Consider the following 26,063-nt stretch of genomic DNA (forward strand, 5'->3'; position numbering starts at 1 on the left):
TAAACGACCAAAAACCTGTGTGGGAGCAAAGCTTGCTCGCGAGGCGGCCTGATAGCCGACTTGCTCTTACGGGTGTACCCAATCCAATTGTGGGAGCGAGCCTGCTCGCGAAGACGGCGGTACATTCAGCATGGATGCAAGCAGACCCACCGCGATCGCGAGCAAGCTCGGCTCCCACAGGGCTCGGCGGTGGGCATGAATACTGTGTCCACTGAAGAGCACGGGTATGCCCACACCCAAGTTAAACCCGGAACCGCCCAACCAACGTCTGCAAATGAACCCCCAACCGCGCCAGCTCGGCACTGGACGCCGCAGTCTCTTCACTGGACGACGCCGTCTGCTCCGACACATCACGCACATTCAGTACGCTACGGTTGATCTCCTCAGCCACCGCACTTTGTTGCTCGGCCGCCGCCGCGATCTGCTGGTTCATCGATTGGATCGCCGAAACCGTGCGAGTAATGTTCTCCAACGAGCCTCCCGCGCGGCGGGTCAGTTCGACGCTGCTGTCGGTCAGGCTGCGGCTGTTGTCCATGATGGTCGCGACCTGTTCGGTGCCGCTTTGCAGGCCAACAATCAGTTCTGCGATTTCTTCGGTGGACTTCTGGGTGCGCTGGGCCAGGCTGCGGACTTCATCGGCCACCACGGCGAAGCCTCGTCCTGCCTCGCCGGCACGGGCTGCCTCGATGGCTGCGTTGAGCGCCAGCAGGTTGGTCTGCTGGGCCACGGACTTGATCACGTCCAGGACGCTGCCGATCTTGTCGCTTTCGCGCTTCAAATCCCCCATGGCGGCGGTGGAGTTGCCCACTTCCTTGGCCAGCCGCTCGATCTGGGCAATGGCCTCGCCCACCACTTTGTCACCTTCGCGGGCCTGTTGGTCGGCTGCGACGGCGGCTTCGGAGGCTTCCTCGGCGTTGCGGGCGACTTCTTGCACCGTGGCGGTCATTTCGTGCATGGCGGTGGCGACCTGATCGGTTTCCACTTTCTGGCTGTTGACCCCGGCGCTGGTCTGCTCGGTCACGGCCGAGAGTTGTTCGGCGGCGCTGGAGATCTGGGTCACACCTTCGCTGATGCCACCGATCAATTGTCGCAGGCCCACGGTCATGCTTTGCATGGCGCGTTGCAGTTGGCCCAGTTCGTCGCGACGGTCGGAGGTGAGGTTGTGGGTCAGGTCGCCGGCGGCCACGCGTTCGGCAACCTTCAAGGTCTGGCCGAGCGGGCCTACGATCTGCCGGGTGATGAACAGCGCGGCGATCACGCCAAACAGCAGCGCCAGGGCGGCCGCTACGATCAGGACCATCTTGGCTTGGGCGGCGTCGTGGTCACGCACGGCTGTCTGGGACACGGTCAGCTTCTGGCTGGCGTCCATCAGTATCTGACCCTGCTCGCTCATGCGCTGGAGGGCGGCGGCGTTGTCGATCTGCGAGTCGCGGAACTGGGCGACCGCCGCGCGATAGAGGTTGAACGAGTCGCTGGCCTGCTGCAGGTTGGCGGCGTGTTCCTGGGGCAATTGGTCTGGCAGGCGCGCAAGCAGTTTGAGGACGGCGTCGATGGCATCGAGGGCGGGTTGCTGGGCGTCGCTCTTGCCGCTGTAGGTGTAGCCGCGAACCTGGTAGCGGGCTTGCTGGATGGCCTTGCTCAGGGTGACCACGCTGTTGAACGGGGTGACGTCGCCGGCTTGCAGCATCGACGTTTCAACTTCGGCGACGCGGGCCACGGCGTTGTCGGCGCTGGCGCCGAGTTTGCCGCGTGCATCTTCGCGGCTGGCGGTGGCGCGGGTCATCTGGGCGAAGGCGCCCTTGTATTCGGCGACGGCGGCCAGTTGCTTGTCGATCAGCGCGACGTCGGCCGGCTGTTCGATCAATTCGCGAGCGGTTTTCAGCCCGGCCTCGAGCTTGCCAAGCAGATCGTTGACCGCTTGCGGTCCTTTCTCGCCCCGCGTGGTGTTGTAGTCGATACTGGCCAGGTTCAAGTCTTTGCTCAATTCGTTGAGACTGGCAATGAACCCCAGTTTGTCGCCCCGACTGATGACATTGCCCAGGCCGGACCAACCGGTGAATGCAATCATCAAGGTGAGGAACAGCACCAGGCCGAAGCCTGCGCCGAGTTTGCGATTAACGCCTACGTTTCCCAGACCCTGGGCAAGCCACCGGAACATGCTGATACTCCCTTGTAGCGCTGATTGGTTTTATCAGGGCTGTATCGGCGGTTCGGGCAGAATCTGTAGAAAAATAGACGTAATGCGTTTCCGTGGCGAGGGAGCAAGCTCCCTCGCCACGGTGGGGTATATTTCTAGACCTTGAAGCGCCCCACCAGCGTCTGCAAATGCACCCCCAGCCGTGCCAGTTCGGCGCTGGAGGCCGCGGTTTCTTCACTGGAAGAAGCCGTTTGTTCGGACACATCGCGAACGTTCACGACGCTGCGGTTGATCTCTTCGGCCACAGCACTCTGCTGCTCGGCGGCGGCGGCGATCTGTTGGTTCATCGACTGGATTGCCGAGACGGTGCGGGTGATGTTTTCCAATGAGCCGCCGGCGCGGCGGGTCAATTCGACGCTGCTGTCGGTCAGGTTGCGGCTGTTGTCCAGGGTGGTCGCGACCTGTTCGGTGCCCGATTGCAGGCCGAGGATAAGCCCCTCGATTTCTTCGGTGGACTTCTGGGTGCGCTGGGCCAGGCTGCGAACTTCATCGGCCACCACCGCGAAACCACGTCCGGCTTCACCGGCCCGGGCCGCCTCGATCGCCGCGTTGAGGGCCAGCAGGTTGGTTTGCTGGGCCACGGACTTGATCACATCCAGCACACTACCGATCTTGTCGCTCTCGCGCTTGAGATGGCCCATGGCTTCGGTGGAATTGCCCACTTCCTTGGACAGGCGTTCGATCTGGGCAATGGCTTCGCCCACGACTTTTTCGCCTTCGCGCGCCTGCTGGTCCGCGGCGACGGCCGCTTCGGAAGCTTCCTCGGCGTTGCGCGCCACTTCCTGCACCGTGGCGGTCATTTCGTGCATGGCGGTGGCGACCTGATCGGTTTCCACTTTCTGGCTGTTGACCCCGGCGCTGGTCTGTTCGGTCACGGCTGAAAGCTGTTCGGCGGCGCTGGCGATCTGCGTGACGCCGTCGCTGATACCACCGATCAGTTGCCGCAAGCTGATCACCATTCGCTGCAGGCTGCCCTGCAATTGGCCCATGTCGTCACGGCGGGTGACCACCAGGTTATGACTCAAGTCACCGGAGGCGACACGTTCGAGGGCAACCAGGGTCTGTTGCAGTGGCACGACGATCTGCCGGGTGATGATCCATGCAGCCAGCAGGCCAAACGCCAATGCCAGGATGGTGACAATGATCAGCGTTTCTTTCGCTTGAGCCGTTTCCTGGTCGCGTTTCTCGATCTGCGAAGTAGTCAATTGATCATTCAGAGCGTTCAAACGGGTGTCTTGGTCGGCCATTTTTTTGAGGGCTGAGGCGCTGCTCACCTGCGAATCGCGGAACTGGCTGACGGCGGCACGATAAGCCTTCATCGACTCGGTGGCTTGTTGCAGGTTGGCGGCGTGCTGTTCCGGCAGTTTGCCCGGCAGGCTTTCAAGATTTTTCAAGACACTGTCGATGGCATCCAGCGCCGGTTGCTCGGCATCGGCCTTGCCACTGTAGGTGTAGCCGCGGACCTGGTAGCGCGCTTGCTGGAGCAGTTTGCTCAGCTCAATCACGCTGTCGAATTGCGCAACACTGTCGCCTTGGCGCAAGGCGTTTTCGACCTCTTTCACCTTGGCCACGGCATTGTCGGCGTTGGCGCCCAGCTTGGATCGGGCCGATTCGCGGTTCTGCGTCGCTTGGGTCAGGTCGGCAAAGGCGCGTTTGTACTCATCGAGGATAGCCAGTTGCTGATTGAGCAACTCCTGGTCTGCCGGACGTACAAACCGTTTGAGAGCGGCTTGTATGCTTTCCTGAAGCTTGCCCAGGAACTCGCTGACGACTGCCGGCCCTTGTTCGCCGCGCCGCATCTCATAGTCGAGACTGGCGACTCGCAAATCCTTGGCCAACTCATTGAGACTTGCGATAGACGCCTGTTTATCCGCGCGGCTGATCACGCTGCCCAGGCTGTTCCAGCCCGCGAAAGTGCTCAGGAGGGTCATGAGCAGGACCAGGCCAAAACCGAAACCCAGTTTGCGATTGACACTTACGTTTCCCAGCTTTTCGGTTAGCCAACTGAACATGCTGATACTCCTTCGAACCTTCGATAGTTCTTGTGATAAGAGTATCGACCATGTCAGGGGGATCTGTAGAAAATAGCTGGCGTCCGGTTTGCTGCGTGCATCCTCACGACTGGCGATGGCGCGGGGTCAAATTGGCGAATGAAGGGGAAGCAGGAGAAATGAGTTAGATGCGTTTGGAATGCCCTGGCAAACCCAGGGATCAGAACAGTCGTGCGAGCAGTGCCGTAACCGCGGTCTCGACCCGCAGGATTCGTTCGCCCAGTTGAACCGGTTGCAGGCCGGCCTTGCCCAGCAGGTCGATCTCGTAGGGAATCCAACCGCCTTCGGGGCCGATGGCCAAGGTCACCGGTTCCGTTAGCGCTCGCGGGCAGGGCGGGTGGTTGCCAGGGTGGCCGACCAGGCCGAGGGTGCCGTTCGTGATGGCCGGCAGGCGGTCCTCGACGAAGGGTTTGAAGCGTTTTTCGATGATGATGTCCGGCAGCACGCTGTCCCGGGCTTGTTCCAGGCCCAGGATCAGTTGCTCGCGGATGGCCTCGGGCTCGAGGAACGGCGTCTGCCAGAAGCTCTTTTCCACGCGATAGCTGTTGACCAGCACCACCCGCGGTACGCCCATGGTGGCGACCGTCTGGAACACTCGCCGGAGCATTTTCGGACGCGGCAGCGCCAGCACCAGGGTCAACGGCAACTTGGCCGGCGGCGGCTGGTCGAGGGTCACTTGCAGTTCGGCCTCGCGAGCCTCCAGGCGCAGCACCTGGGCCGAGCCCATCAACCCTCCGATGCGCCCGACCCGCAGGCTGTCACCGACGGCACTGCGATGGACTTCCTGCATATGGGTCAACCGGCGATCGCTCAGGATGACGCGGTCAGGCCCGATGAAGTCGGCCTCTTCGAGCAGCAGCAGGTTCACGCTTGGGTCGCTGGCGGCTGGTCGTTGTGGTCATCGACCGGCTGGTCCTCGGGTTCTTCTTCCCGGCGCTTGCGCACCAGGCTGCCGAACAGGATGCCGATCTCGAACAGCAGCCACATCGGCACCGCCAGCAGGGTCTGGGAGAAAATGTCCGGCGGGGTCAGGATCATGCCGACCACGAAGCAGCCGATGATCACGTAGGGGCGGATCTTCTTCAGGTAGGCCACGTCGACCACGCCGATCCACACCAGCAGCACCACGGCCACGGGGATTTCGAACGCCACGCCGAAGGCGAAGAACAGCGTCATGACGAAATCCAGGTAGCTGCTGATGTCGGTCATCATTTCCACGCCCGCCGGGGTGGCGGCGGCGAAGAACTTGAAGATCAGCGGGAACACCAGGTAATAAGCGAAGGCCATGCCGGTGTAGAACAGCAGGATGCTGGACACCAACAGCGGCACGGCGATGCGCTTTTCATGCTTGTACAGGCCCGGTGCGATGAAGCCCCAGATCTGGTGCAGGATCACCGGGATCGCCAGGAACAGCGAGACCATCATCGTCAGCTTCAATGGCGTCAGGAACGGCGACGACACGTCGGTGGCGATCATTGTCGCGCCTACCGGCAGGTACTGGCGCAGTGGCGTGGAGACGAAGGTGTAGATCTGCTGGGTGAAGGAAAACAGCCCGGCGAAGATGATGAACACCGACGCGACGCAACGCAGCAGGCGGGTGCGCAACTCGGTGAGGTGCGATACCAGCGGCATCGGCTGGTCGTTTTCAGGAATATCGCTCATGGGGCTCGCGGCGGCAAAGTAGGATCGTTAGGCGCAGGGACAGCCGGGGGCGCTATGTCCGCGACCGTCGGTGTCACTGGCGCCGGTTCAGTCACCGGCGCGCCACCTTCCGGCACTTGGGGAGCCACCGTCGGCTCGGCCTCAGGCTGGACTGGCGTCGGTTCCTGCTGGGTGGGCGTGAAGATTTTCCGCGCCTCCTGCTCCAGGGACAGAATGTGTTCGTTGTGCAGTTGCCGACGGATGTCGTCTGCACCGATTTCACGTTCAACTTCCTGTTTGATCGCATTGAAGCTGCGCTTCAGGCGCCCGATCCAGAGACCGGCGGTGCGCGCAGCACCCGGCAGGCGCTCGGGGCCCAGTACCAGCAGGGCGACGAGGCCGACGAGCAGCAGTTCAGTGAAGCTGATCCCAAACATTAGTCAGTGCTCACGAGTCTTTGCGGATGGGCTCTTCGACTTTTTGGGCCTGCACATCGATGGTATTCGGCGCATTCACAGGCTGAGTGGCCTGTGGATGTACCGGTTGGGTCGGTTGTGCGGGCTGAGCCTGGTTTGTCGTCGGATCGGCCGGTTTCTCGTCATCGTTCATGGCCTTGCGAAAACCCTTGATCGACTCGCCGACATCGGTGCCGAGGTTCTTCAGTTTCTTGGTGCCGAACACCAGCACCACGACGACCAGGATGACGACCCAGTGTTTCCAGTCAAAGATACCCATGTGGCTACTCCTCTCAAAAATGGATCAGGCGGACGGGCGCGAGGCTTTCTCGACGTGCCCGGACAGACCGAAGCGACGGTCCAGTTCATCCAGTACGGCCTGCGGATGCTGCCCCAGTTGGGCCAGCATGACCAGGCTGTGGAACCACAGGTCGGCGGTCTCGTAGATCACGTCGCTGCAGTCGCCGCTGATGGCGGCGTCCTTGGCGGCGATGATGGTCTCGACGGATTCTTCGCCGACTTTTTCCAGAATCTTGTTCAAGCCCTTGTGGTACAGGCTGGCGACATAGGAGCTGTCGGCCGCGGCGCCCTTGCGCTCTTCCAGCACCTGGGCCAGGCGGGTCAGGGTGTCACTCATGGGTATGTCCTGAATAAATGGCATGCGGGTCCTTGAGCACCGGGTCGACGGTTTTCCAGTCGCCGTTCTCGAAGACGCGATAGAAGCAGCTTTGACGGCCGGTGTGGCAAGCAATCTCACCGACTTGCTCGACCATCAGGATGATGACGTCGCCGTCGCAATCCAGGCGCATCTCATGCAGGTGCTGCATATGCCCGGACTCTTCACCCTTGCGCCACAGCTTGCCACGGGAACGTGACCAATAGATGGCTCGGTTCTCGGCGGCGGTCAGGGCCAGTGCTTCACGGTTCATCCAGGCCATCATCAATACGCGCCCGGTCTTGTGGTCCTGGGCGATGGCCGGCACCAGGCCGTCAGCGTCCCACTTGATCTCGTCCTGCCAGTTTTTCATCGTTGACTCCGACCATGGGCCGCGCACCTGACGTCGGCGGGCCCAGCGTTGAAACAGTGTGCCAGCGCGAACCGGTGCTGGCTATCGGCGAACGACCAGATACAGACCCACCGCCATCATGATACCGGCCGGCCAGTGACCCAGTTCGCTCAACGGCCCGCCGGTCGCCAGCACCGCGCCGCCGCCCAGGTGAGCCGCGCCCAGCAGGCGCAACAGCCAGTCGTCCTTGCGTCGGTGCCACGGTGGCGCCGGGTCGTGGGCGTGGGGTTGGGACATGCGTTCGAGCAGGTCGCGGGTCATGTTGGCCAGGTGCGGGATCTGCTCGAACTGGCTCTGCACGTTGCCCAGCAAGGCGCGCGGGCTGACGCGCTCGCGCATCCAGCGTTCGAGGAACGGTTGGGCGGTGTTCCACAGGTCGAGGTCCGGGTACAGCTGGCGACCGAGGCCTTCGATGTTCAACAGGGTTTTCTGCAGCAGCACCAACTGGGGCTGGACCTCCATGTTGAAGCGTCGCGCGGTCTGGAACAGGCGCATCAGTACCTGGCCGAAGGAAATATCTTTTAACGGTTTTTCGAAGATCGGTTCGCACACGGTTCGGATCGCCGCTTCGAATTCGTTGAGCTTGGTCTCGGCCGGCACCCAGCCCGAATCGATGTGCAGTTGGGCGACACGGCGGTAATCACGCTTGAAGAAGGCGAACAGGTTGCGGGCCAGGTAGTCCTGGTCCTCGGGGGTCAGGCTGCCGACGATGCCGCAGTCGATGGCGATGTATTGCGGGCTCCACGGTTGCACGGTGCTGACGAAGATGTTGCCCGGGTGCATGTCGGCGTGGAAGAAACTGTCGCGGAACACTTGGGTGAAGAAGATCTCCACGCCGCGCTCGGCCAGCAGTTTCATGTCGGTGCGCTGGTCGGCCAGGGTCGCCAGGTCGGTGACCTGGATACCGTAGATGCGCTCCATCACCAGTACTTTCGGCCGGCACCAGTCCCAATAGACCTGCGGCACATAAAGCAGCGGCGAGCCTTCGAAGTTGCGGCGCAACTGGCTGGCGTTGGCGGCCTCGCGCAGCAGGTCGAGTTCGTCGTAGATGGTTTTTTCGTAGTCCTGGACCACGTCCACCGGGTGCAGCAGGCGCGCATCGGCCGACAGCCGCTCGGCGGCGCGGGCGAGGATGAACAGCCACGCCAGGTCCTGGGCGATGATGGGCTTGAGGCCCGGACGGATGACCTTGACCACCACCTCTTCGCCGCTCTTGAGCTGGGCGGCGTGCACCTGGGCCACGGAGGCCGAGGCCAGGGGCTCGACGTCGAAACGGCTGAACACTTCGCTGATCTTCTTGCCCAGTTGTTCCTCGATCAGCGCCACCGACAGCTTGGAATCGAACGGCGGCACGCGGTCTTGCAACAGCATCAGTTCATCGGCGATGTCTTCGGGCAGCAGGTCGCGCCGGGTCGAGAGGATCTGCCCGAACTTGATGAAGATCGGTCCCAGGTCCTGCAAGGCCAGGCGCAGGCGCGCGCCACGCGTCAGGTCCAGGGTTCGTCGGGGGAACCAGCGCCACGGCAGCACGAAGCGCAGCGCCAGGAGAAACCAGGGCAGCGGCAGGGCGAACAGCAGGTCATCGAGGCGGTAGCGGATCACGACGCGCTGGATGCGCAACAAACGGCGGACGGCAAGCAGCTTCATGCGTTATCGCTTGGTTTCAAGGGATCGGGAAAGGCGCTCGAAACGCGCCTCGAGACGTTCCAGGTCAAGCTTGACCTGGTCCAGTTCATCAAAACGGGCCTGGGCCTCGCGTTGGCCTACGAGGGTACGCGATTCTTCGGCCAGGTATTCACTCAGATTCTGTCCCAGGCTGGCGAAGCCCTGGCGATACCAGCGGCGGCGACTGTGCAGATGGCCGCTGAGCAACTGGGTCGCCACCGGGCCGATCCAGCGGGACACTTCGTATTCCCAGTCCAGTTCCAGGTCCTGGAGAATCGCCGCCAGCTCCAGCAGCACGCCACTGTCGCCGTCGAGTTCGACTTCGGGGCTGTGCAGCACCGCGGTCTTGTCCTTGCCCAGGGCCAGGTTCAGCAGGCTCGAGGCTGGGGCGCGCAGGGTGCAATCCGCCTCGGCTTCCCAGTGGGCGGCGAGCATCAGGCCTTCGTCGCTGGGCAGGATGAACAGCTGCAACGTCGGGTTGCGGCAGTCGACGGCGATCACCTTGCCGCTCAAGTGCGCCAGGCGCGCGAGCGCCGTGCTGTCCAGGCGCAGCACCCGGTTGATGCCGAGTTCGACGCTGGCGAGCAGGCCGGTGAGCAACATCAGGGCTTGATACCGCGGTGCAGGGCGACGATGCCCGCGGTCATGTTGTGGTAGGTCACGCGGTCGAAACCGGCCTCGACCATCATCGACTTCAGGGTTTCCTGGTTCGGGTGCATGCGGATCGATTCGGCCAGGTAGCGATAGCTTTCCGAGTCATTGGTGATCAGCTTGCCCATCAGCGGCATGAAGGCGAACGAATAGGCGTCATAGGCCTTGGACATCAGCGCGTTGGTCGGCTTGGAGAACTCCAGCACCAGCAGGCGGCCGCCGGGCTTGAGCACGCGCAGCATCGAGCGCAGGGCGTCTTCCTTGTGGGTGACGTTGCGCAGGCCGAAGGCGATGGTCACGCAGTCGAAATGGTTGTCGGGGAACGGCAGCTTTTCGGCGTCGGCCTGGACGAACTCGACATTGCCGGCCACCCCCAGGTCCAGCAGGCGGTCGCGGCCGACCTTGAGCATGGACTCATTGATGTCGGCCAGCACCACCTGGCCGGTCGGCCCGACGATGTGGGAAAACTTCTTCGTCAGGTCACCCGTGCCGCCAGCGATGTCCAGCACACGATTGCCGCTGCGCACGCCCGACAGCTCGATCGCGAAACGCTTCCACAGGCGGTGCATGCCGCCCGAGAGCAGGTCGTTCATCAAGTCGTACTTGGCGGCTACCGAGTGGAAAACCTCAGCGACTTTTTCCGCTTTCTGGCTTTCCGGCACGTTCTTGAAGCCGAAGTGAGTGGTGGGTTCGGCATCGCTGCCTTTGCGCTGATCAGTCATATCGCGGTCACCAAAAAAGAATGCGGGACATTCTAATCCCGGTGGAGGGCTTTGTCTTGGCAAGGCTGAAGGTAAGATGGGCGACCGCCGGGACGTTTTGACGCAGCCAGGGTCTGAAACGTTCAGGCAAGTCCCGATAAAACAGGAGTCACCCGATGGCCCGTATAACTGTTGAGCGTGCCCATGGCCTGGGCAAGGAAGCGGCGCGAGAGAAAGCCGACAAGCTGGCGCAGAAGTTGTCCGACAGCTATGGCCTGGAGCCGCAGTGGGTGGGCGACACCCTGAAACTCAAGCGTTCCGGGGTCAAGGGCGAAGTGCATGTGGGCGAGGATTCGATCCGCGTCGACGTGGAACTGGGCATGTTGATGTCGGCCATGAGCGGCACGATCAAGACGGAAATTGAAAAGGCGTTGGATAAGGCGTTGGCTTGATCGACCGAAAGGGAGGTGAACGCAAAGTTGAAGTTCACCACCCCACCCTGTGGGAGCGAGCTTGCTCGCGATTGCATTGTTTGAGTCACATCAAGGTTGGCTGACACTCCGCCATCGCGAGCAAGCTCGCTCCCACAGGGGAGGTCATCGCCCTCAGGTTTTGTGTCAGTTGTTAGGGTGCCGTTTCTAATTATTGTCACTACTTTGTGCCTGAGCCCGTCCATGTGCGGGCAGTTCCTCAAACCTTTTTTCGAGTGAGGTGCACCATGGCCAAAGTTGTTCTGAAGAAAAAAACCGACGTTGAATCTTCCACGCTCAGCGACGTGAAAACGTACGCGCGCAAGATCTGGCTGGCTGGCCTGGGCGCCTACACGAAGGTCGGCCAGGAAGGCAGCGGGTACTTCCAGGAGTTGATTAAGGCTGGCGAAGTTATTGAAACCAAAGGCAAAAAGAAAATTGCCGGGAAACTTGAAGCGGCCAACAGCGAATTGATTGAAGCCAAGAGTGACGTCAATACTTTCAAGGCCCGGGTTGAAGTACAACTCGATAAAGTCGAGAAGGTATTCGATGCGCGTGTTGCAAGTGCCTTGAATCGTATCGGCATTCCGTCTAAACATGACGTTGAGACACTCTCTGCTAAGCTCGATGAGCTGACAGCATTGCTCGAACGTGTCGCGCGTAAACATTAAGGAGAACGGGATGGCTGGCAAAAAAATCACAGAAAAAGAGGGCAGCTCGTGGGCCGGGAAGATTGAAAAATATTCCCGCAAAATCTGGCTTGCTGGTTTAGGCGTGTACTCGAAGATCGACACTGACGGCAGCAAGCTCTTCGAGTCCCTGGTTAAGGACGGCGAAAAGGCCGAAAAACTCACCAAGACGGCAGTCGGCAAACAAGTCGAAGCCGCCAAGGACTCTGCCGAGTCCGCCAAGTCGCGCATCGGCGGCGTGAAGGATCGGGCGCTGGGTAAATGGGACGAACTGGAAGGGGCTTTCGACAAGCGCCTGAACAGCGCGATCTCGCGCCTGGGCGTGCCGAGCCGTAATGAAGTCAAGGCGCTGCACAGCAAGGTCGACACCCTGACCAAGCAGATCGAAAAACTCACCGGCGCCAAAGTCGCACCCGTGGCGACCAAGACAGCGGCGGCCAAACCGGCCGCTAAAACGGCAGCCAAACCACTGGTCAAGGCTGCGGCAAAACCAGCGGCGAAAGCAGCGGCCAAACCCGCGGCTAAAACCGCTGCGGCCAAACCTGCTGCCAAGACTGCGGCCAAACCGGTAGCGGCGAAAGCGGCCGCCAAGCCCGCCGCCAAACCGGCAGCCAAGCCGGCGACCAAGACTGCTGCCGCTAAACCCGCAGCGGCCAAGCCAGCGGCTAAGCCTGCAGCCAAGCCGGCGGCAAAAGCGGCGGCCAAACCCGCTGCGGCGAAAAAGCCCGCCGTGAAAAAACCGGCCGCGCCAAAAGCCGCCGCGCCCAAGGCGCCAACCGCGGCCGCCAAACCGGCAACCCCGGCGAGCACGACGAACTCCGCCGCCGCTCCGACTCCGGTCGCCACTCCAGCACCAACGGCGGCGCCAACGACGCCTTCCACCCAGTCCTGATTCTGCGGGACATGCAAAAACGCCCGGCCTGTGAAGGTCGGGCGTTTTTGTTTGTACGCAGGTCAATCTCAAACCTTGAAATCACCCGGAAAACAATGTGGGAGCGAGCTTGCTCGCGATAGCGGCGGGTCAGCAGTATTGATCTTGACTGGTACACCGCAATCGCGAGCAAGCTCGCTCCCACAATGGATCTTCCACTGCTGGTCGTCAGTCATGCTCTTCCAGGTACCGCAACGCCAGCCGCTCCGTCGCCACCTTGGTCGCGGGCGGCAGGTGCGGCGCCACCAGCATCATGATCTGGTAGACCACCAGACGAACCTCGCCCTCGCGGTCCAGGATCCGCTGGTAGTCCAGGGAGAACAGCAACGTCATGGTGATCTGCTCCACCAGTTGCCCCAGGGCCTGGGTATCGCTGACCAGAAAATCCTGGGCCTTGAGCTGCGCCAGCAGTGAGGCGAGGGTTCGTTTCAGGGCGTTGAGCAATTGACGGATGCCCTTGGCCAGCTTCGGCAGGCGCCCGGCCAGGTTCGACAGGTCCTGGAACAGAAACCGGTACTGGGCCAGGCGCTCGACGATCAAGTGCAGGAACAGCCAGTAGTCTTCCGGCGCCAACTGCGCATCCGCCGGTGGGTCCAGCAGCGGTGCCAGTTCGCTCTGGAAGCGCTCGAACAACCCGAGGATCAGCGGTTCCTTGCCATGGAAGTGGTAGTAGAGGTTGCCTGGGCTGATGCCCATTTCGTTGGCAATCTCCATCGTGGATACGTTCGGTTCGCCCTTTTCGTTGAATAATTGCAGGGCACATTCAAGGATGCGGTCGCGGGTTTTCATCCGGTCTTCTTAATGATCGAGTCGTGCCACGGCCAATCGCCTGGCCGTGGGCTAGGGGCTTCAGCGCACGCGAACATAGGTGCCGGGGGCGGCGTCCAGAGGTGGGTAGTTCGCGTTGCCCAAGGTCATCTGGGTTTCGTGCTGGGCACCGGAGCGTTCCTGGATCCAGCCCAGCCATTGCGTCCACCAACTCCCTTCGACGTGGGCGGCGTCGTAGTACCAGGCCCGTGGGTCGCTGCTCATTTTTGCGCTTTCGATGTAGTTGGCCTTGGGATTGCCCGGCGGGTTGAGAATGCTCTGGACATGGCCACTGTTGGAAAGCACGAAGCGTTTGTCGCCACCGAGCAACAGCGTCGAGCGATAGACGGCGTCCCAGGGCGTGATGTGATCGTTGATGCCGGCCACGCTGAAGCTGTCCACCGTCACTTTCTGCAGGTCGATGGGCGTGCCGCACACTTCCAGGCCGCCGGGGTGGGTCAGTGGGTTGTGCTTGAAGAAATCCAACAGATCGCCGTGGTAAGCCGCCGGCAGCCGGGTGCAGTCGTTGTTCCAGTAGAGAATGTCGAAAGCCGGCGGCTCTTTGCCCAGCAGGTAGTTGTTGATGAAGTAGGTCCAGATCAGGTCGTTGGGACGCATCCAGGCGAACACCCGGGCCATGTCGCGACCATCGAGAACGCCCTTCTGGTAGGAGCGGCGCTTGGCGGCCTCGAGGGTCTGCTCGTCGATGAACAGCGTGGCCGGGCTGTCGATCTGGCTGTCCAGCAGGCTCACCAGGTAGGTGGCGCTGGCGACTCGGCGCAACTGGCGCTTGGCTTGCAGATGGCCTTGCAGGGCGGCGATGGTCATGCCACCGGCACAGGCGCCCATCAGGTTGACCTCACGGGCGCCGGTGATCGCCCTGCAGACGTTCATGGCCTCTTCCGTGGCCTCGACATAGCTGGACAGGCCCCATTCGCGGTGGCGTACGTCAGGGTTGCGCCAGCTGATGATGAACACCTGCAAACCGTTTTTCAGGGCGTACTGGACGAAGCTGTTGGAGGGGCTGAGGTCGAAAATGTAGAACTTGTTGATCTGAGGGGGCACGATCAGCAATGGCTTGGCGTACTGCTTTTCGCTCATGGGCCGGTACTGGATCAGTTCGAGCAATTCGTTGCGAAACACCACCGCGCCGGGTGTGGTCGCCAGGGTCTTGCCGACTTCAAAGGCATGGGGCGTGGTTTGGCGCGGCAAGCCGTCGTTGTGCAGCAGGTCGTCCACCAGGTGGCTGATGCCTCGAACCAGGCTGGCGCCGCCGGAGTTGAACAGCTCCTTGACCGCCAGTGGGTTGAGCAAGGTATTGGAGGGCGATACGGCGTCGTTGAGCAGGGCGAAGGCGAAGTGGGCGCGGGCGCGGTCATCCTCGTTCATGTCGCTTTCGTCAATCCAGCTCTTGACCTGTTTTTGCCAGCTCAGGTAAGCCTGCAGGCTGCGGCGATAGAACGGATTGAGCTGCCAGGTGGGGTCGGCGAAGCGCGGGTCGTTGGGGTTGGTGGGGTGCAGGGTTTCGCCCAGCAACACACGGCCCAATTGACCGCCCAGTTTCAACGCATGCCGGGCGCTGTGCATCGGGTTGCGCAAGCCGTGTGTGGCCACACTGCGCAAAGTGGACAGCAGGTCCCTGCCGCGCAGGCCGGTGACCGCACTTTGTGCGTTGATGAAACTGGCAGGGGCGGGCATGGAGCCCTTCGCCGGTTTGTCGCGCATGAGTCAACTCCTTCGTCATCAGGCTAAAAACAAACACACCGAACCAGACAACATAGTCGCTGTTTCGGGTCGTTGCGCGATCAGGCGTCCTGCCAGGCGCTAATGGGCGGGTTTCAGCCGCCGCCCAGCGGCGAGGGATGCGGATGCATCACGGCACGCTGACGTTCTTCCTCCAAAAACTTCATGATGATCGGCGCCACCGCCTCGGCCCGGGTGATCAGGAACAGATGGCCGTCATCGATGATGTGCAATTGGGCGTTGGGGATGCGCCAGGCCAGCATGCGCATATTGATCAGGGGAATCAGCGGGTCGTCATCGCCGGCCAGCACCAGCGTGGGCTGGTGGATCTTGTGCAGCCAATGGATGCTGGTCCAGCCGAGGCCGGCGAACAGTTGCCAGTAATAACCGAGCTTGCCTGCCGAACGAACCTTGGCCGCGTGGCTGGCCGCCAGGCTCGGGTCACGACGGAACGAACCGCCATAGATCAGCGGTGCGATACGCATCACATGGGAAGGCTGAACGTAGCGCCGGGGGCTGGCCATCATCCACAACACCTTCGGTTTGCCCGGCACCATCACCGCCCCGGCAGCCGTGGCCGCCAGCACCAGCTTCTTGCAGCGCTCCGGGTAGTCATAGGCAAACTGCTGGGCCAGGGCGCCCCCCCAGGACACGCCGATCACGTTGACCTGCCCGTAGTCGAGGTAATCGAGCATCCGCGCGGTGAGCTTGGCTAGGCCCGGAAAGCGATACGGCCGGTTGGGCGTCGATGAACCGCCGACGCCGGGCACGTCAAAGGCGATGACTTCCAGGTCCGGGTCCAGGGCCTGGATGAACGGAAACACCAGCTCGAGGTTGGCGCCGATGCCGTTGAAAATCAGCAAGGGCGTCAAGTGAGGCTTGCCGGGACGTACCGCGGTGCGCAAGGTCTGGCCATCCAGATCGACGGTACGGAAGATGTACGGTTGCGGCATGCTTCAAGCCCTGTGGGTTGGGTCGCTGTCTTTCATTTTTCCCCGATCCCCTGTGGGAGCGAGCTTGCTCGCGATGACGGTGTGTCAGCCTACATTGATGTTGGATGTACCGCCGTCATCGCGAGCAAGCTCGCTCCCACAGGGGGATCTGCTGTGAACATGGATTTTATGTTCGCCAGCGCTGTGGGCCTTGCATTCAGTGTCGGCTGGCGGGATGTATTCGTGAGCAAGCCCACCCCCGCAGCAGACGAGTTGCATCCCTTACCGCTCATGCACATAGGTGCCGGGCGCCGCTTCACCGGCCGGGTAGGCCTTGTTGCCCAACACGGTAGGGGCTTTTTTCAGTTTGCCCGAGCGCTCGGCCTGCCAGGCTTGCCAGTGCAGCCACCAGGAGTCGGTGTGCTTGGTTGAATTCTCCTGCCAGTCTTCGGCCTTGGCCGGCATGTCATCACTGGTCATGTAGCGCGACTTGGGGTTGCCTGGGGGGTTGAGGATGCTCTGGATATGGCCGCTGCTCGACAGCACGAACTCCACCTTGCCGCCAAACAACTGCGCCGACTTGTAGCAGGACTTCCACGGCGTGATGTGGTCGTTGGTGCCGGCCAGGGAGTAGATGTCGGCGGTGACCTGCTTGAGATCGATGGGGGTGCCGCACACTTCCAGTGCGTTGGGGCGGATCAGTGGATTGTTCTTGAACATTTCGATGAGGTCGCCGTGGAACGCCGCCGGCAGCCGCGTGGTGTCGTTGTTCCAGAACAGGATGTCGAACACGGGCGGTTCGTTGCCCAACAGGTAATTGTTGACCCAGTAGTTCCAGATCAGGTCGTTGGGGCGCATCCAGGCGAAGACCTTGGCCATGTCGCGGCCTTCGAGTACGCCGGCCTGGTAGGAGTGGCGCTTGGCCGCTTCCAGGGTCTGTTCGTCGACGAACAGTGCCACGTCGGTGTCCAGGGTGGTGTCGAGCACGCTCACCAGCAAGGTCAGGGCGTTGACCTTTTTTTCGCCGAGGGCGGCGTAATGGCCCAGCAGCGCGGTGCAGGTGATGCCGCCCGAGCAGGCGCCGAGCATGTTCACGTCCTTGCTGCCGGTGATGGCCGTGACCACGTCCACCGCTTCCTTGAGCGCCTCGATGTAGGTCGACAGGCCCCACTCGCGCTGCTCCTTGGTGGGGTTGCGCCAGCTGACGATGAAGGTCTGCACGTTGCTGCGCAGGCAGAAGCGCGCCAGGCTCTTGTCCGGGCTCAGGTCGAACACGTAGAACTTGTTGATCTGTGGCGGTACCACCAGCAGCGGTCGCTCGTGGACCTGCTCGGTGATAGGCCGGTACTGGATCAGCTCCAGCACGTCGTTGCGAAACACCACGGCGCCTTCGGTCACGCCCAGGCTCTTGCCGACCTCGAACGCGCCCATGTTCACCTGGCTCGGCATTCCGCCGTTGTGCACCAGGTCCTTGGCCAGGTGGGACAGGCCGTCCAGCAGGCTCTTGCCGCCGGTTTCGAAGAAGCGCTTGACCGCCGCCGGGTTGGCCGCCGAATTGGTCGGGGCCATGGCTTCGGTCATCAGGTTGATCACGAAATGCCCACGGCTGATGTCCGCGGGCGAGAGGCTGCTGTCGTCGATCCAGGCGTGCAGCTCCTTGCGCCACGCCAGGTAGGTTTGCAGGTAGCGTTTGTAGAGCGGGTTCTGGCTCCACGCCGGGTCGGCGAAGCGACGGTCGTCGCCGGCCGGTTGCAGTTCGGATTTGCCGAACAGGACATTCTTGAGTTCGACGCTGAAATGGGCGACATGCTTGACGCTGTGCAGCGGTTGCCTGATGGCCTGCTTCAGCACCATGCGGGCAGAGGCCAGCAGGTCTTTCCTGCGCAAGCCGACGACGGGATTCAACCCCAGGGTGTTTTCCGAGGCCTGGTACTTCAGGTCATCGTTGTTCTTGTTGCTCATCTACGACGCTCCATTGTCCTTCAGACGAGTACCCGGTTGGTGCCATGAAGCCACACATCCGATACCAGGTACGCTGCTCGGGTGACCATTAATTCCGCATCGAGGGCCAATGAGGAAACGTATGCCAGGAACTCGCCGGTTCCTTTGCAGGGAACTTGCCAGCTCCATTGGTTACCCGAGTTTAATTTTTTTCGCAAGCAGGCCAGTCATTGACGTTGCTGCGCGGGCATTCAAGCAGATGAGTCTAGAAAAATCGCCCTAAAGCGCCAGCCCTTGAGCTAGAGCATCAGCTTGACGACGGACGCGTTCGGATCGCGGGTTTTTCCGGCGGCCTTGAGTTCGCCAAGATAATCGTTCCACAGGTCTTGCTGGCGCACCGCCAACTGGTAGAGATAGTCCCAGGTGAACAATCCGCTGTCGTGGCCGTCGTCGAAGGTCAGTTTCAGTGCGTACTGGCCGGCCGGTTCGACCTTGGTCAGGGCAACGTTGAGCTTGCCGTATTGCAGGATGGGTTTGCCATGGCCCTGGACCTCGGCGGAAGGCGAGTGCACCCGCAGAAATTCGGCGGGCAGGTGGTACTCCTCGCCCGGTGCGTATTTGAGCGTCAGGGTCTTGGAGGCTTTGTGCAGGTTGATGGCGGTGGGGAGTTTGGTCATGGCCTGTGATCCGTCTCTGAAGGATGCCTTGATCTGCAAAAACGACACGGCCCATGTGGGAGCGAGCTTGCTCGCGATGAGGAGTTGACAGTCAACACATGGGTTGAATGTCATGCCGCCATCGCGAGCAAGCTCGCTCCCACAGGTACCGGGAAATTTGTCGGTGGGTTACAGGATATACCGCGACAGGTCTTCGTTCTGCGCCAATTCACCCAAGTGGCTGTTGACGTACTCGGCGTCGATGAGGATCGGCGCTTCGTTGTGGGCGCTGGCCAGGTCGCCGGCGCTGAACGACACTTCCTCGAGCAAGCGTTCGAGCAGCGTGTGCAGGCGACGGGCACCGATGTTCTCGGTCTTCTCGTTGACCTGCCAGGCGATCTGGGCCAGGCGCTTGATACCTTCTGGCGTGAACTCGATGCTCAAGCCTTCGGTCTTGAGCAGCGCGCAGTACTGTTCGGTCAGGGACGCATGGGGCTCGCTGAGGATGCGCTCGAAGTCTTCCGGCGTCAGCGCCTTGAGTTCGACGCGGATCGGCAGGCGGCCTTGCAGCTCCGGCACCAGGTCGCTCGGCTTGCTCAGGTGGAACGCGCCGGAGGCGATGAACAGGATGTGGTCGGTCTTGACCATGCCCAGCTTGGTGTTGACCGTGCAGCCCTCGATCAGCGGCAGCAGGTCGCGTTGTACACCTTCGCGGGACACATCGGCACCGCCGACATTGCCGCGCTTGGCGACCTTGTCGATTTCGTCGATGAACACGATGCCATGCTGCTCGACCGCTTCCAGGGCCTTGGCCTTCAATTCTTCTTCGTTGACCAGGCGGCCGGCTTCTTCGTCGCGCACCAGCTTCAGCGCTTCCTTGACCTTGAGCTTGCGGCTTTTCTTCTTGCCCTTGCCCATGTTGGCGAACAGGCTCTGCAACTGGTTGGTCATTTCTTCCATGCCCGGCGGCGCGGAAATGTCGACGCCGGCCATTTCGGCCACTTCGATCTCGATTTCCTTGTCGTCCAACTGGCCTTCGCGCAGGCGCTTGCGGAACAGCTGGCGGGTGTTGGTGTCCTGGGTCGCGGCGGCGTCGGCGTTGAAGCCCATGCGCGCCGGTGGCAGCAGGGCGTCGAGGATGCGCTCTTCGGCGGCGTCTTCGGCGCGGTGGCGGACCTTGGTGATTTCCTGTTCGCGCAGCAGCTTGATGGCGGCATCGGCCAGGTCACGGATGATCGACTCGACGTCGCGGCCGACATACCCGACTTCGGTGAACTTGGTGGCTTCGACCTTGATGAACGGCGCGTTGGCGAGCTTGGCCAGGCGCCGGGCGATTTCGGTCTTGCCGACACCGGTCGGGCCGATCATCAGGATGTTCTTGGGGGTCACTTCGACGCGCAGCTCTTCGGGCAACTGCATCCGGCGCCAGCGGTTACGCAGGGCGATGGCGACGGCGCGCTTGGCATCGTCCTGGCCGATGATATGGCGGTTGAGTTCGTGGACGATTTCGCGGGGAGTCATGGACATAATAATTGGCGGTCCTCAAGCAAGAATGAGCCGGTGCGCAGGTGGCAGGCTTATTCGGCGAGGTCCTGCTCCTCAATGGTCTGGGTGTGGTTGGTGAAGACGCAGATGTCGCCGGCGATGCCCAAGGCAGTCTCGACGATCTCACGGGCCGACAGGTCGGTTTTTTTCAGCAGGGCGCTGGCCGCGGCCTGGGCGTAGGCACCGCCGGAACCCATGGCGATCAAGCCATCCTCGGGCTCAACGACGTCGCCGTTGCCGGTGATGATCAGCGAAGCGTCCTTGTTGGCGACCGCGAGCATGGCCTCGAGGCGGCTCAGGGAGCGGTCGGTCCGCCATTCCTTGGCCAGCTCCACGGCGGCGCGGACCAGATGGCCCTGGTGTTTTTCAAGCTGGCCTTCGAATCGTTCGAACAGGGTGAAAGCATCGGCGGTGGCGCCGGCGAACCCGGCGATGACCTCGCCGTGATACAGGCGGCGCACTTTCTTCGCATTGCCTTTCATCACGGTGTTGCCCAGTGAAACCTGGCCGTCGCCGCCCATGACGACTTTGCCATGACGGCGGACTGAAACGATGGTGGTCAAGGGAGAGTCTCCACGCAGCGGGGCGAAAATGCCCGGATGGAACTCATATGGGGGTGGCGTGGGGTTTTTCAACTGTGGGGTGGGGGAGGGGACGAGCGGTGCGAGTCACGTAGGAGCTGTCGAGCAGAGCGAGGCTGCGATCTTTTGATCTTTCGCTTGAGACTCAATTGTCTGGGGAAAGATCGCAGCCTCGCTCTGCTCGGCAGCTCCTACGGACCCAGCGGGAGCAAGCTCCCTCGCCACAAAAGCCATAGCCACAGGCGTTATCGGTGGAAATCAGCGGCTCTGGCGTTGTTGTAACAACAGGTTGCTGAAACCACTGCCCGCCAATTGTTTCTGGGCCTTGGTCAGTTCCTCGCGGTTGCTGAACGGGCCGACCAATACCCGGTACCAGGTTTCGTCCTTCACCGTCCCGGATTCCACGGACACGGATTGGCCCAGCAGAATGATCTGCGCGCGGACCTTGTCGGCGTCGGCTTCCTTGCGGAACGAACCGGCCTGCAGGAAGAACTTCGTCACCGGCGCGGCTTTCTGTACCGGAGGGGCGGGTGGCGGCGTGATGCCGGCCAGGGCCGCCTGGGCGCGAGCGGCGTCGATCTTCGCCGCTTCGGCCGGGGTCACCGGTGTGGTGGGCACTTGCGGGGTCGGCAGGGTTTTCTCCGGCACGGCATCGGGCGGCACGATGACTTCCGATTCCGGCAGCAACGTGTAGAAGTCGTACTTCGGCTTCACCGGTTGTGTCGGGCTCGGCGGGGTCTTGTTGGCCTCGGCGATACGGGTGGCTTTCTGCTGCTCCTGCCGGACGCGCTTGACGTCATCGCCCTGGCCCGGCTCCAGCTTCATCAAGAACACAATGAACGCGCCGACGGTCAGGCCGATGGCCATCCACAACCAACCTGGAATCGGTTTTTTGGCTGGAGGCTGGTAACGACTGGCGCCGCGCTTGGGTGCAGGTTTTTTCTTGGCGGCCAACTTACATGCGCTCCAGGGTTTCCAGGCCCAGCAATTCCAGGCCTTGCTTAAGCGTGCGCCCGGTCAGCGCGGCGAGGCGCAGGCGGCTCTGCATTTGCTCCGGGGTTTGCGCATTGAGGATCGGGCAGTTCTCGTAGAAGCTGGAGAACAGGCCGGCCACATCGTACAGGTAGGCGCACAGGGTGTGCGGCGTGCCCTTGTCGGCGACGTTGTTCAGGACCTCGCCGAACTGCGCCAGCTTCGCCGCCAGTTCCTGTTCCAGAGGGGCCTCGAGCACAATCTGGCCGTCCACTTCGTTAAAACCCTTGCCGAGCTTGCGGAACACCCCCGCCACGCGGGTGTAGGCGTACAGCAGGTACGGCGCGGTATTGCCTTCGAAGTTGAGCATCAGGTCGAAGTTGAAGCTGTAGTCGCTGGTGCGGTGCTTGGAGAGGTCGGCGTATTTCACCGCGTCGATGCCCACCACCTTGGCGATCTTGCGCAATTCGTCCTCGGCCAGGTCCGGGTTCTTGCCCTTGACCAGGGTGTAGGCGCGGTCCTGGGCTTCGGTCAGCAGGTCGATCAGCTTCACCGTGCCGCCATCGCGGGTCTTGAACGGGCGGCCGTCGGCGCCGTTCATGGTGCCGAAGCCCATGTGTTCCATTTCCATCGGACGGGTCACGAAGCCGGCCAGGCGCGCCACTTCGAACACTTGCTGGAAGTGCAGGGCCTGGCGCTGGTCGACGAAATACAGCACTCGATCGGCCTTGAGCACGCTGTTGCGGTAGCGCACGGCCGCCAGGTCGGTGGTGGCGTAGAGGTAGCCACCATCGGCCTTGACGATGATCACCGGCAGCGGCTCGCCGTCGGCGGTCTTGAACTGGTCGAGGAACACGCACTGGGCGCCGTTGCTTTCCACCAGCAGGCCCTTGGCCCTGAGGTCGTTGACCACGTTGACCAGGTCGTCGTTGTAGGCGCTTTCGCCCATCACGTCGGCCATGGTCAGTTTGACGTTCAGCAGCTCGTAGATTTTCTGGCAGTGGGACAGGGAGATGTCCTTGAACTTGCTCCACAGCGCCAGGCACTCGGCATCGCCGGCCTGCAGCTTGACCACCAGGCCACGGGCACGGTCGGCGAACTCGGGCGACTCGTCGAAGCGTTGCTTGGCGGCGCGGTAGAAATTCTCCAGGTCCGCCAGTTCGTCGCTGGTAATCGGGTTTTCCTGCAGGTAGGCCATCAGCATGCCGAACTGGGTGCCCCAGTCGCCAACGTGGTTCTGGCGGATCACGGTGTCGCCAAGAAACTCCAGGACCCGGGCCACGCCGTCGCCGATGATGGTCGAGCGCAGGTGGCCGACGTGCATTTCCTTGGCGAGGTTGGGGGCCGAGAGGTCGACCACGGTGCGCTGCAGCGGGCCGGCCTTGCGCACGCCGATGCGTTCGTCGGCCAGGGCCGCATCCAGGCGCGAAGCCAGGGCCTGGGTGTTCTGGAAGAAATTGATGAACCCGGGGCCGGCGATGTCAGCCTTGCTGACGTTTTCGTCGGCCGGCAGCGCGGCGATGATTTTTTCCGCCAGGTCGCGAGGTTTCATGCCGGCCGGCTTGGCGAGCATCATCGCGATGTTGCTGGCGAAGTCGCCGTGGGTCTTGTCGCGGGTGTTCTCGACCTGAATCGCCGGCGACAGGCCTTCTGGCAGCACACCTTCAGCGACGAGTTGGGCGATGGCTTGCTGGATGAGCTGGCGAATGGTGTCTTTCATGGTCTTCTCTTTCAACCGCAGGCGCGGCGGCGCTTCGATGCGCTGGTGGAAAAACTGGGCATTATCCGTGGCCCGGACGAGCTTGCCAACTGTAGCGGGTCGGTTGGGGATGTGCGGTGACTATTCTTGCGGGCCTGGATGTATGCGATCCCCTGTGGGAGCGAGCTCGCTCGCGATAGCGGTGGGGCAGTGACGGTGATGTCGGCTGTGCCGTCGCAATCGCGAGCAGGCTCGCTCCCACAGGGGCAGGCTTGCGGTCCATTCAATACAAATCCACCGGATCCACATCCAGCGACCAGCGCACCGCCCGTCCGCTGGGCATCTGTTCCAGCGCCAGCAGCCAGGCACTGAGCAGTCGATGCAGCGGCGCCCGGGCGTTGGCCTGCAATAAAAGCTGCGCGCGATAGCGCCCGGCCCGCCGTTCCATCGGAGCCGGGACCGGACCCAATAGTTCGATCCCGGTGAGGTTCTGCTCTGCCAGCAAACGCTCCGCCTCGCTACAGGCCTCATCGAGGAAGCCTTCGGCCTGCCCCGGCTTGTGGGCTTCGGCCCGCAGCAGCGCCAGGTGGGAAAAGGGCGGCAGGCCGGCGCTGCGGCGTTCGCTCAGGGCCTGTTCGGCGAAGGCGAAATAACCCTGCTCGGTCAGTTGGATCAACAGCGGGTGATCGGCCAGGTGCGTCTGGATAATCACTTTGCCCGGCTCCTCGGCCCGTCCGGCCCGGCCTGCGACCTGGACGATCAGCTGCGCCATGCGCTCGCTGGCGCGGAAGTCGCCGGAGAACAGTCCGCCATCGGCATCGAGGATCGACACCAGCGTGACCCGCGGGAAGTGATGCCCCTTGGCGAGCATCTGCGTGCCCACCAATATGCACGGCTGGCCCTTCTGGATCGTCGCGAACAGCTGGTTCATCGCGTCCTTGCGCGAGGTGCTGTCGCGATCCACCCGCAAGACCGGGTAGTCCGGAAACAGGATGCCCAGCCGTTCCTCGGCGCGTTCGGTGCCGGCGCCGACCGGGCGCAAGTCCACTTTGCCGCACTGCGGGCAATGCCTTGGCACGCGTTCGACGTGGCCGCAATGGTGGCAACGCAGCTCGCCATGGCGTTGATGCACGGTCATCCGCGCATCGCAACGTTCGCAGCCAGACATCCAGCCGCAGTCGTGGCACAGCAGGGTCGGGGCAAAACCGCGGCGATTGAGGAACACCAGGACCTGTTGCCCGGCGGCCAGGGTCTGGCCGATGGCTTGTTGCATCGGCCCGGAAATACCGCTGTCCAGTGGACGACTTTTCACGTCCAGGCGCAGGAACCGCGGTTGCTTGGCGCCGCCGGCCCGTTCGTTGAGGCGCAGCAGGCCGTAGCGGCCGGTGTAGGCGTTGTGCAGGCTTTCCAGCGAGGGCGTGGCCGAGCCGAGGACGATCGGGATGTTTTCCTGGCGGGCTCGCACCAGCGCCAGGTCGCGGGCGTGATAGCGCAGGCCTTCCTGCTGTTTATAAGAGCCGTCGTGTTCTTCGTCGATGATGATCAGCCCGGGGTTTTTCATCGGCGTGAACAGGGCCGAGCGGGTGCCGATGATGATATCGGCCTCGCCGTCGCGGGCGGCGAGCCAGGCTTCCAGGCGTTCGCGGTCGTTGACTGCCGAGTGCACCAGGGCGATCCGTGCATTGAAGCGTTGCTCGAAACGCGCCAGGGTCTGGGGGCCGAGGTTGATTTCCGGAATCAGCACCAGGGCCTGCTTGCCGGCCTCCAGGGTCTGGCGGATCAGTTGCAGGTAGACCTCGGTCTTGCCGCTGCCGGTGACGCCCGCCAGCAGAAAGGCGTGGTAACTGTCGAAACCTGCGCGAATCGCTTCGCAAGCGGCGCGCTGTTCGGCGTTGAGCGGCAGTTCCGGCTGGGCCAGCCAATGTTCGTGGCGGGCGCCGGGGGCGTGCCGGCGGATCTCCACCCGGACCAGGTCCTTGGCCAGCAACAGGTCGAGGCTGTCCTTGCTGAGCATCAGTTTGCTCAGCAGTTGGTGGGCCACGCCATGGGGGTGTTGGGCGAGGGTCGCCAGGGCCTCGCGCTGGCGCGGCGCGCGGGCGATGCGCGGATCGTCCAGCGAGGCCCCCGGGGCCACCGACCAGAACCGTTCCTGGCGCGCCTCGGCCAGCTCGCCCTGGCGCAGCAGCACCGGCAGCGCCCAGCTCAGGGTGTCGCCGAGGCTGTGCTGGTAATACTGGGACGTCCACAGGCACAACTTGAACAGCGCTGCGGGCAGCGGCGGCGTGGCATCGAGCAGGGCCAGGGCTGGTTTGAGCTTGTCGACCGGGACCTCGCTGTGATCGGTGACCTCCACCAGGATGCCGATCATTTCTCGCCGGCCGAACGGCACCCGCAGGCGCATGCCCGGCTGCAACTGGGCGCGCAGGACTCCGGCGGGGGCGCGGTAGTCGAACAGGCGGCGCAGGGGCGAGGGCAGGGCGAGGCGCAGGATGGCGTTGGGCACGCGGGGATCTCGATAAGCGGACAAGTTCGCAAGGCTGAGCGCGATTCAATGTGGGAGCGAGCTTGCTCGCGAAGGCGGCGGCACAGCCAACATCACCGCCACTGACCCACCGCTATCGCGAGCAAGCTCGCTCCCACAGGATTGTGCTTGAGGGCGCGAGCCTAGC

General features: G+C 62.5%; 23 protein-coding genes and 2 pseudogenes. 3 read left to right on the forward strand and 22 right to left on the reverse strand.

Going from position 1 to position 26,063, the window contains the following annotated elements:
* Window positions 1–241: 241 nt before the first annotated feature.
* From BLU85_RS21835 to ubiE, 12 genes and pseudogenes are all read right to left on the reverse strand, one after another.
* Window positions 242–2,158 carry a methyl-accepting chemotaxis protein gene (locus tag BLU85_RS21835; RefSeq protein ID WP_092203296.1) on the reverse strand — a complete coding sequence of 639 codons (1,917 nt, stop codon included), beginning with the start codon at window positions 2,156–2,158 and terminating at the stop codon, window positions 242–244.
* A 134-nt stretch (window positions 2,159–2,292) separates the two neighbouring features.
* A complete protein-coding gene (locus BLU85_RS31825) occupies window positions 2,293–3,156 on the reverse strand; it encodes a methyl-accepting chemotaxis protein (RefSeq protein ID WP_371914251.1) in 864 nt (287 codons plus the stop codon).
* Window positions 3,148–4,209: pseudogene (locus BLU85_RS31830) on the reverse strand (methyl-accepting chemotaxis protein); the annotation flags it as partial. The gene BLU85_RS31825 and the pseudogene BLU85_RS31830, both read right to left, overlap by 9 nt.
* Window positions 4,210–4,408: 199 nt before the next feature.
* On the reverse strand, window positions 4,409–5,116 hold the full coding sequence (locus tag BLU85_RS21845; protein ID WP_092203300.1) for a 16S rRNA (uracil(1498)-N(3))-methyltransferase: 708 nt from the start codon (window positions 5,114–5,116) through the stop codon (window positions 4,409–4,411).
* The gene (gene tatC, locus BLU85_RS21850) at window positions 5,113–5,910 is read right to left on the reverse strand and encodes a twin-arginine translocase subunit TatC (protein WP_092203302.1); all 798 of its coding nucleotides are present in this window, start codon (window positions 5,908–5,910) and stop codon (window positions 5,113–5,115) included. The genes BLU85_RS21845 and tatC overlap by 4 nt, the downstream gene beginning before the upstream one ends.
* Entirely contained in the window at window positions 5,907–6,326 is a 420-nt protein-coding gene (gene tatB / locus BLU85_RS21855; protein ID WP_092203304.1) for a Sec-independent protein translocase protein TatB, read from the reverse strand. Before tatB ends, tatC begins: the two co-directional genes overlap by 4 nt.
* Window positions 6,327–6,336: 10 nt before the next feature.
* Window positions 6,337–6,624 (reverse strand): twin-arginine translocase TatA/TatE family subunit, encoded by a 288-nt coding sequence (locus tag BLU85_RS21860; protein ID WP_060739575.1) that lies wholly within the window; start codon window positions 6,622–6,624, stop codon window positions 6,337–6,339.
* 24 nt (window positions 6,625–6,648) lie between these two features.
* Entirely contained in the window at window positions 6,649–6,981 is a 333-nt protein-coding gene (locus BLU85_RS21865) for a phosphoribosyl-ATP diphosphatase (RefSeq protein WP_003186671.1), read from the reverse strand.
* A complete protein-coding gene (gene hisI, locus BLU85_RS21870; RefSeq protein WP_092203306.1) occupies window positions 6,974–7,372 on the reverse strand; it encodes a phosphoribosyl-AMP cyclohydrolase in 399 nt (132 codons plus the stop codon). Before hisI ends, BLU85_RS21865 begins: the two co-directional genes overlap by 8 nt.
* An 81-nt stretch (window positions 7,373–7,453) precedes the next feature.
* Window positions 7,454–9,058 carry a ubiquinone biosynthesis regulatory protein kinase UbiB gene (ubiB, locus tag BLU85_RS21875; protein ID WP_092203308.1) on the reverse strand — a complete coding sequence of 535 codons (1,605 nt, stop codon included), beginning with the start codon at window positions 9,056–9,058 and terminating at the stop codon, window positions 7,454–7,456.
* Window positions 9,055–9,679: pseudogene (locus BLU85_RS21880) on the reverse strand (SCP2 domain-containing protein). The gene ubiB and the pseudogene BLU85_RS21880 overlap by 4 nt, the downstream one beginning before the upstream one ends.
* A complete protein-coding gene (gene ubiE, locus BLU85_RS21885; protein WP_003196937.1) occupies window positions 9,679–10,449 on the reverse strand; it encodes a bifunctional demethylmenaquinone methyltransferase/2-methoxy-6-polyprenyl-1,4-benzoquinol methylase UbiE in 771 nt (256 codons plus the stop codon). Before ubiE ends, BLU85_RS21880 begins: the two are co-directional and overlap by 1 nt.
* A gap of 155 nt (window positions 10,450–10,604) precedes the next feature.
* On the opposite strand from ubiE, the gene BLU85_RS21890 reads away from it, so the two are divergent.
* From BLU85_RS21890 to BLU85_RS21900, 3 genes are all read left to right on the forward strand, one after another.
* Window positions 10,605–10,880: a polyhydroxyalkanoic acid system family protein gene (locus BLU85_RS21890; RefSeq protein ID WP_060739573.1), complete on the forward strand. Its 276-nt coding sequence runs from the start codon at window positions 10,605–10,607 to the stop codon at window positions 10,878–10,880.
* 266 nt (window positions 10,881–11,146) lie between these two features.
* Window positions 11,147–11,569: a phasin family protein gene (locus BLU85_RS21895; protein WP_092203312.1), complete on the forward strand. Its 423-nt coding sequence runs from the start codon at window positions 11,147–11,149 to the stop codon at window positions 11,567–11,569.
* Window positions 11,570–11,579: 10 nt separating this feature from the next.
* Window positions 11,580–12,479, forward strand: coding sequence for a phasin family protein (locus tag BLU85_RS21900; RefSeq protein WP_092203314.1), 900 nt, complete (start codon window positions 11,580–11,582; stop codon window positions 12,477–12,479).
* Window positions 12,480–12,686: 207 nt separating this feature from the next.
* Here the strand turns inward: BLU85_RS21900 and BLU85_RS21905 are convergent, their stop codons facing one another.
* From BLU85_RS21905 to BLU85_RS21950, 10 genes are all read right to left on the reverse strand, one after another.
* Window positions 12,687–13,307, reverse strand: a complete 621-nt coding sequence (locus BLU85_RS21905) for a TetR/AcrR family transcriptional regulator (RefSeq protein WP_092203316.1) — start codon at window positions 13,305–13,307, stop codon at window positions 12,687–12,689.
* A gap of 60 nt (window positions 13,308–13,367) precedes the next feature.
* Window positions 13,368–15,050, reverse strand: a complete 1,683-nt coding sequence (gene phaC, locus BLU85_RS21910; RefSeq protein ID WP_092203318.1) for a class II poly(R)-hydroxyalkanoic acid synthase — start codon at window positions 15,048–15,050, stop codon at window positions 13,368–13,370.
* Window positions 15,051–15,163: 113 nt separating this feature from the next.
* Entirely contained in the window at window positions 15,164–16,021 is an 858-nt protein-coding gene (gene phaZ, locus BLU85_RS21915) for a poly(3-hydroxyalkanoate) depolymerase (protein ID WP_003186648.1), read from the reverse strand.
* A gap of 261 nt (window positions 16,022–16,282) precedes the next feature.
* Entirely contained in the window at window positions 16,283–17,962 is a 1,680-nt protein-coding gene (gene phaC, locus BLU85_RS21920; protein ID WP_092203320.1) for a class II poly(R)-hydroxyalkanoic acid synthase, read from the reverse strand.
* Window positions 17,963–18,240: 278 nt separating this feature from the next.
* Window positions 18,241–18,618: a gamma-butyrobetaine hydroxylase family protein gene (locus tag BLU85_RS21925; protein WP_092203322.1), complete on the reverse strand. Its 378-nt coding sequence runs from the start codon at window positions 18,616–18,618 to the stop codon at window positions 18,241–18,243.
* A gap of 168 nt (window positions 18,619–18,786) precedes the next feature.
* A complete protein-coding gene (gene hslU / locus BLU85_RS21930) occupies window positions 18,787–20,124 on the reverse strand; it encodes an ATP-dependent protease ATPase subunit HslU (RefSeq protein ID WP_072407360.1) in 1,338 nt (445 codons plus the stop codon).
* A 50-nt stretch (window positions 20,125–20,174) separates the two neighbouring features.
* A complete protein-coding gene (hslV, locus tag BLU85_RS21935) occupies window positions 20,175–20,705 on the reverse strand; it encodes an ATP-dependent protease subunit HslV (RefSeq protein ID WP_003196958.1) in 531 nt (176 codons plus the stop codon).
* A gap of 276 nt (window positions 20,706–20,981) precedes the next feature.
* Window positions 20,982–21,677 (reverse strand): SPOR domain-containing protein, encoded by a 696-nt coding sequence (locus tag BLU85_RS21940; protein WP_092203324.1) that lies wholly within the window; start codon window positions 21,675–21,677, stop codon window positions 20,982–20,984.
* Between the two features lies 1 nt (window position 21,678).
* Window positions 21,679–23,415: an arginine--tRNA ligase gene (gene argS, locus BLU85_RS21945; RefSeq protein ID WP_092203326.1), complete on the reverse strand. Its 1,737-nt coding sequence runs from the start codon at window positions 23,413–23,415 to the stop codon at window positions 21,679–21,681.
* Between the two features lie 262 nt (window positions 23,416–23,677).
* Complete coding sequence (locus tag BLU85_RS21950; RefSeq protein WP_092203328.1) at window positions 23,678–25,897, reverse strand: primosomal protein N'; 2,220 nt, start codon at window positions 25,895–25,897, stop codon at window positions 23,678–23,680.
* Window positions 25,898–26,063 lie beyond the last annotated feature (166 nt).

This window comes from Pseudomonas sp. NFACC14 (assembly GCF_900106885.1).
In the GTDB taxonomy this organism is placed as follows: domain Bacteria; phylum Pseudomonadota; class Gammaproteobacteria; order Pseudomonadales; family Pseudomonadaceae; genus Aquipseudomonas; species Aquipseudomonas fluorescens_AA.

Coding starts and splice junctions, on each gene's coding strand:
- phaZ (WP_003186648.1), bottom strand. CDS start 16,021: ATGCCGCAACCGTACATCTTCCGTACCGTCGATCTGGATGGCCAGACC.
- BLU85_RS21905 (WP_092203316.1), bottom strand. CDS start 13,307: ATGAAAACCCGCGACCGCATCCTTGAATGTGCCCTGCAATTATTCAAC.
- BLU85_RS21890 (WP_060739573.1), top strand. CDS start 10,605: ATGGCCCGTATAACTGTTGAGCGTGCCCATGGCCTGGGCAAGGAAGCG.
- BLU85_RS21925 (WP_092203322.1), bottom strand. CDS start 18,618: ATGACCAAACTCCCCACCGCCATCAACCTGCACAAAGCCTCCAAGACC.
- tatB (WP_092203304.1), bottom strand. CDS start 6,326: ATGTTTGGGATCAGCTTCACTGAACTGCTGCTCGTCGGCCTCGTCGCC.
- tatC (WP_092203302.1), bottom strand. CDS start 5,910: ATGAGCGATATTCCTGAAAACGACCAGCCGATGCCGCTGGTATCGCAC.
- BLU85_RS21895 (WP_092203312.1), top strand. CDS start 11,147: ATGGCCAAAGTTGTTCTGAAGAAAAAAACCGACGTTGAATCTTCCACG.
- hisI (WP_092203306.1), bottom strand. CDS start 7,372: ATGAAAAACTGGCAGGACGAGATCAAGTGGGACGCTGACGGCCTGGTG.
- argS (WP_092203326.1), bottom strand. CDS start 23,415: ATGAAAGACACCATTCGCCAGCTCATCCAGCAAGCCATCGCCCAACTC.
- ubiE (WP_003196937.1), bottom strand. CDS start 10,449: ATGACTGATCAGCGCAAAGGCAGCGATGCCGAACCCACCACTCACTTC.
- phaC (WP_092203320.1), bottom strand. CDS start 17,962: ATGAGCAACAAGAACAACGATGACCTGAAGTACCAGGCCTCGGAAAAC.
- BLU85_RS31825 (WP_371914251.1), bottom strand. CDS start 3,156: ATGGTGATCAGCTTGCGGCAACTGATCGGTGGTATCAGCGACGGCGTC.
- BLU85_RS21835 (WP_092203296.1), bottom strand. CDS start 2,158: ATGTTCCGGTGGCTTGCCCAGGGTCTGGGAAACGTAGGCGTTAATCGC.
- phaC (WP_092203318.1), bottom strand. CDS start 15,050: ATGCGCGACAAACCGGCGAAGGGCTCCATGCCCGCCCCTGCCAGTTTC.
- hslU (WP_072407360.1), bottom strand. CDS start 20,124: ATGTCCATGACTCCCCGCGAAATCGTCCACGAACTCAACCGCCATATC.
- BLU85_RS21900 (WP_092203314.1), top strand. CDS start 11,580: ATGGCTGGCAAAAAAATCACAGAAAAAGAGGGCAGCTCGTGGGCCGGG.
- BLU85_RS21860 (WP_060739575.1), bottom strand. CDS start 6,624: ATGGGTATCTTTGACTGGAAACACTGGGTCGTCATCCTGGTCGTCGTG.
- ubiB (WP_092203308.1), bottom strand. CDS start 9,058: ATGAAGCTGCTTGCCGTCCGCCGTTTGTTGCGCATCCAGCGCGTCGTG.
- BLU85_RS21865 (WP_003186671.1), bottom strand. CDS start 6,981: ATGAGTGACACCCTGACCCGCCTGGCCCAGGTGCTGGAAGAGCGCAAG.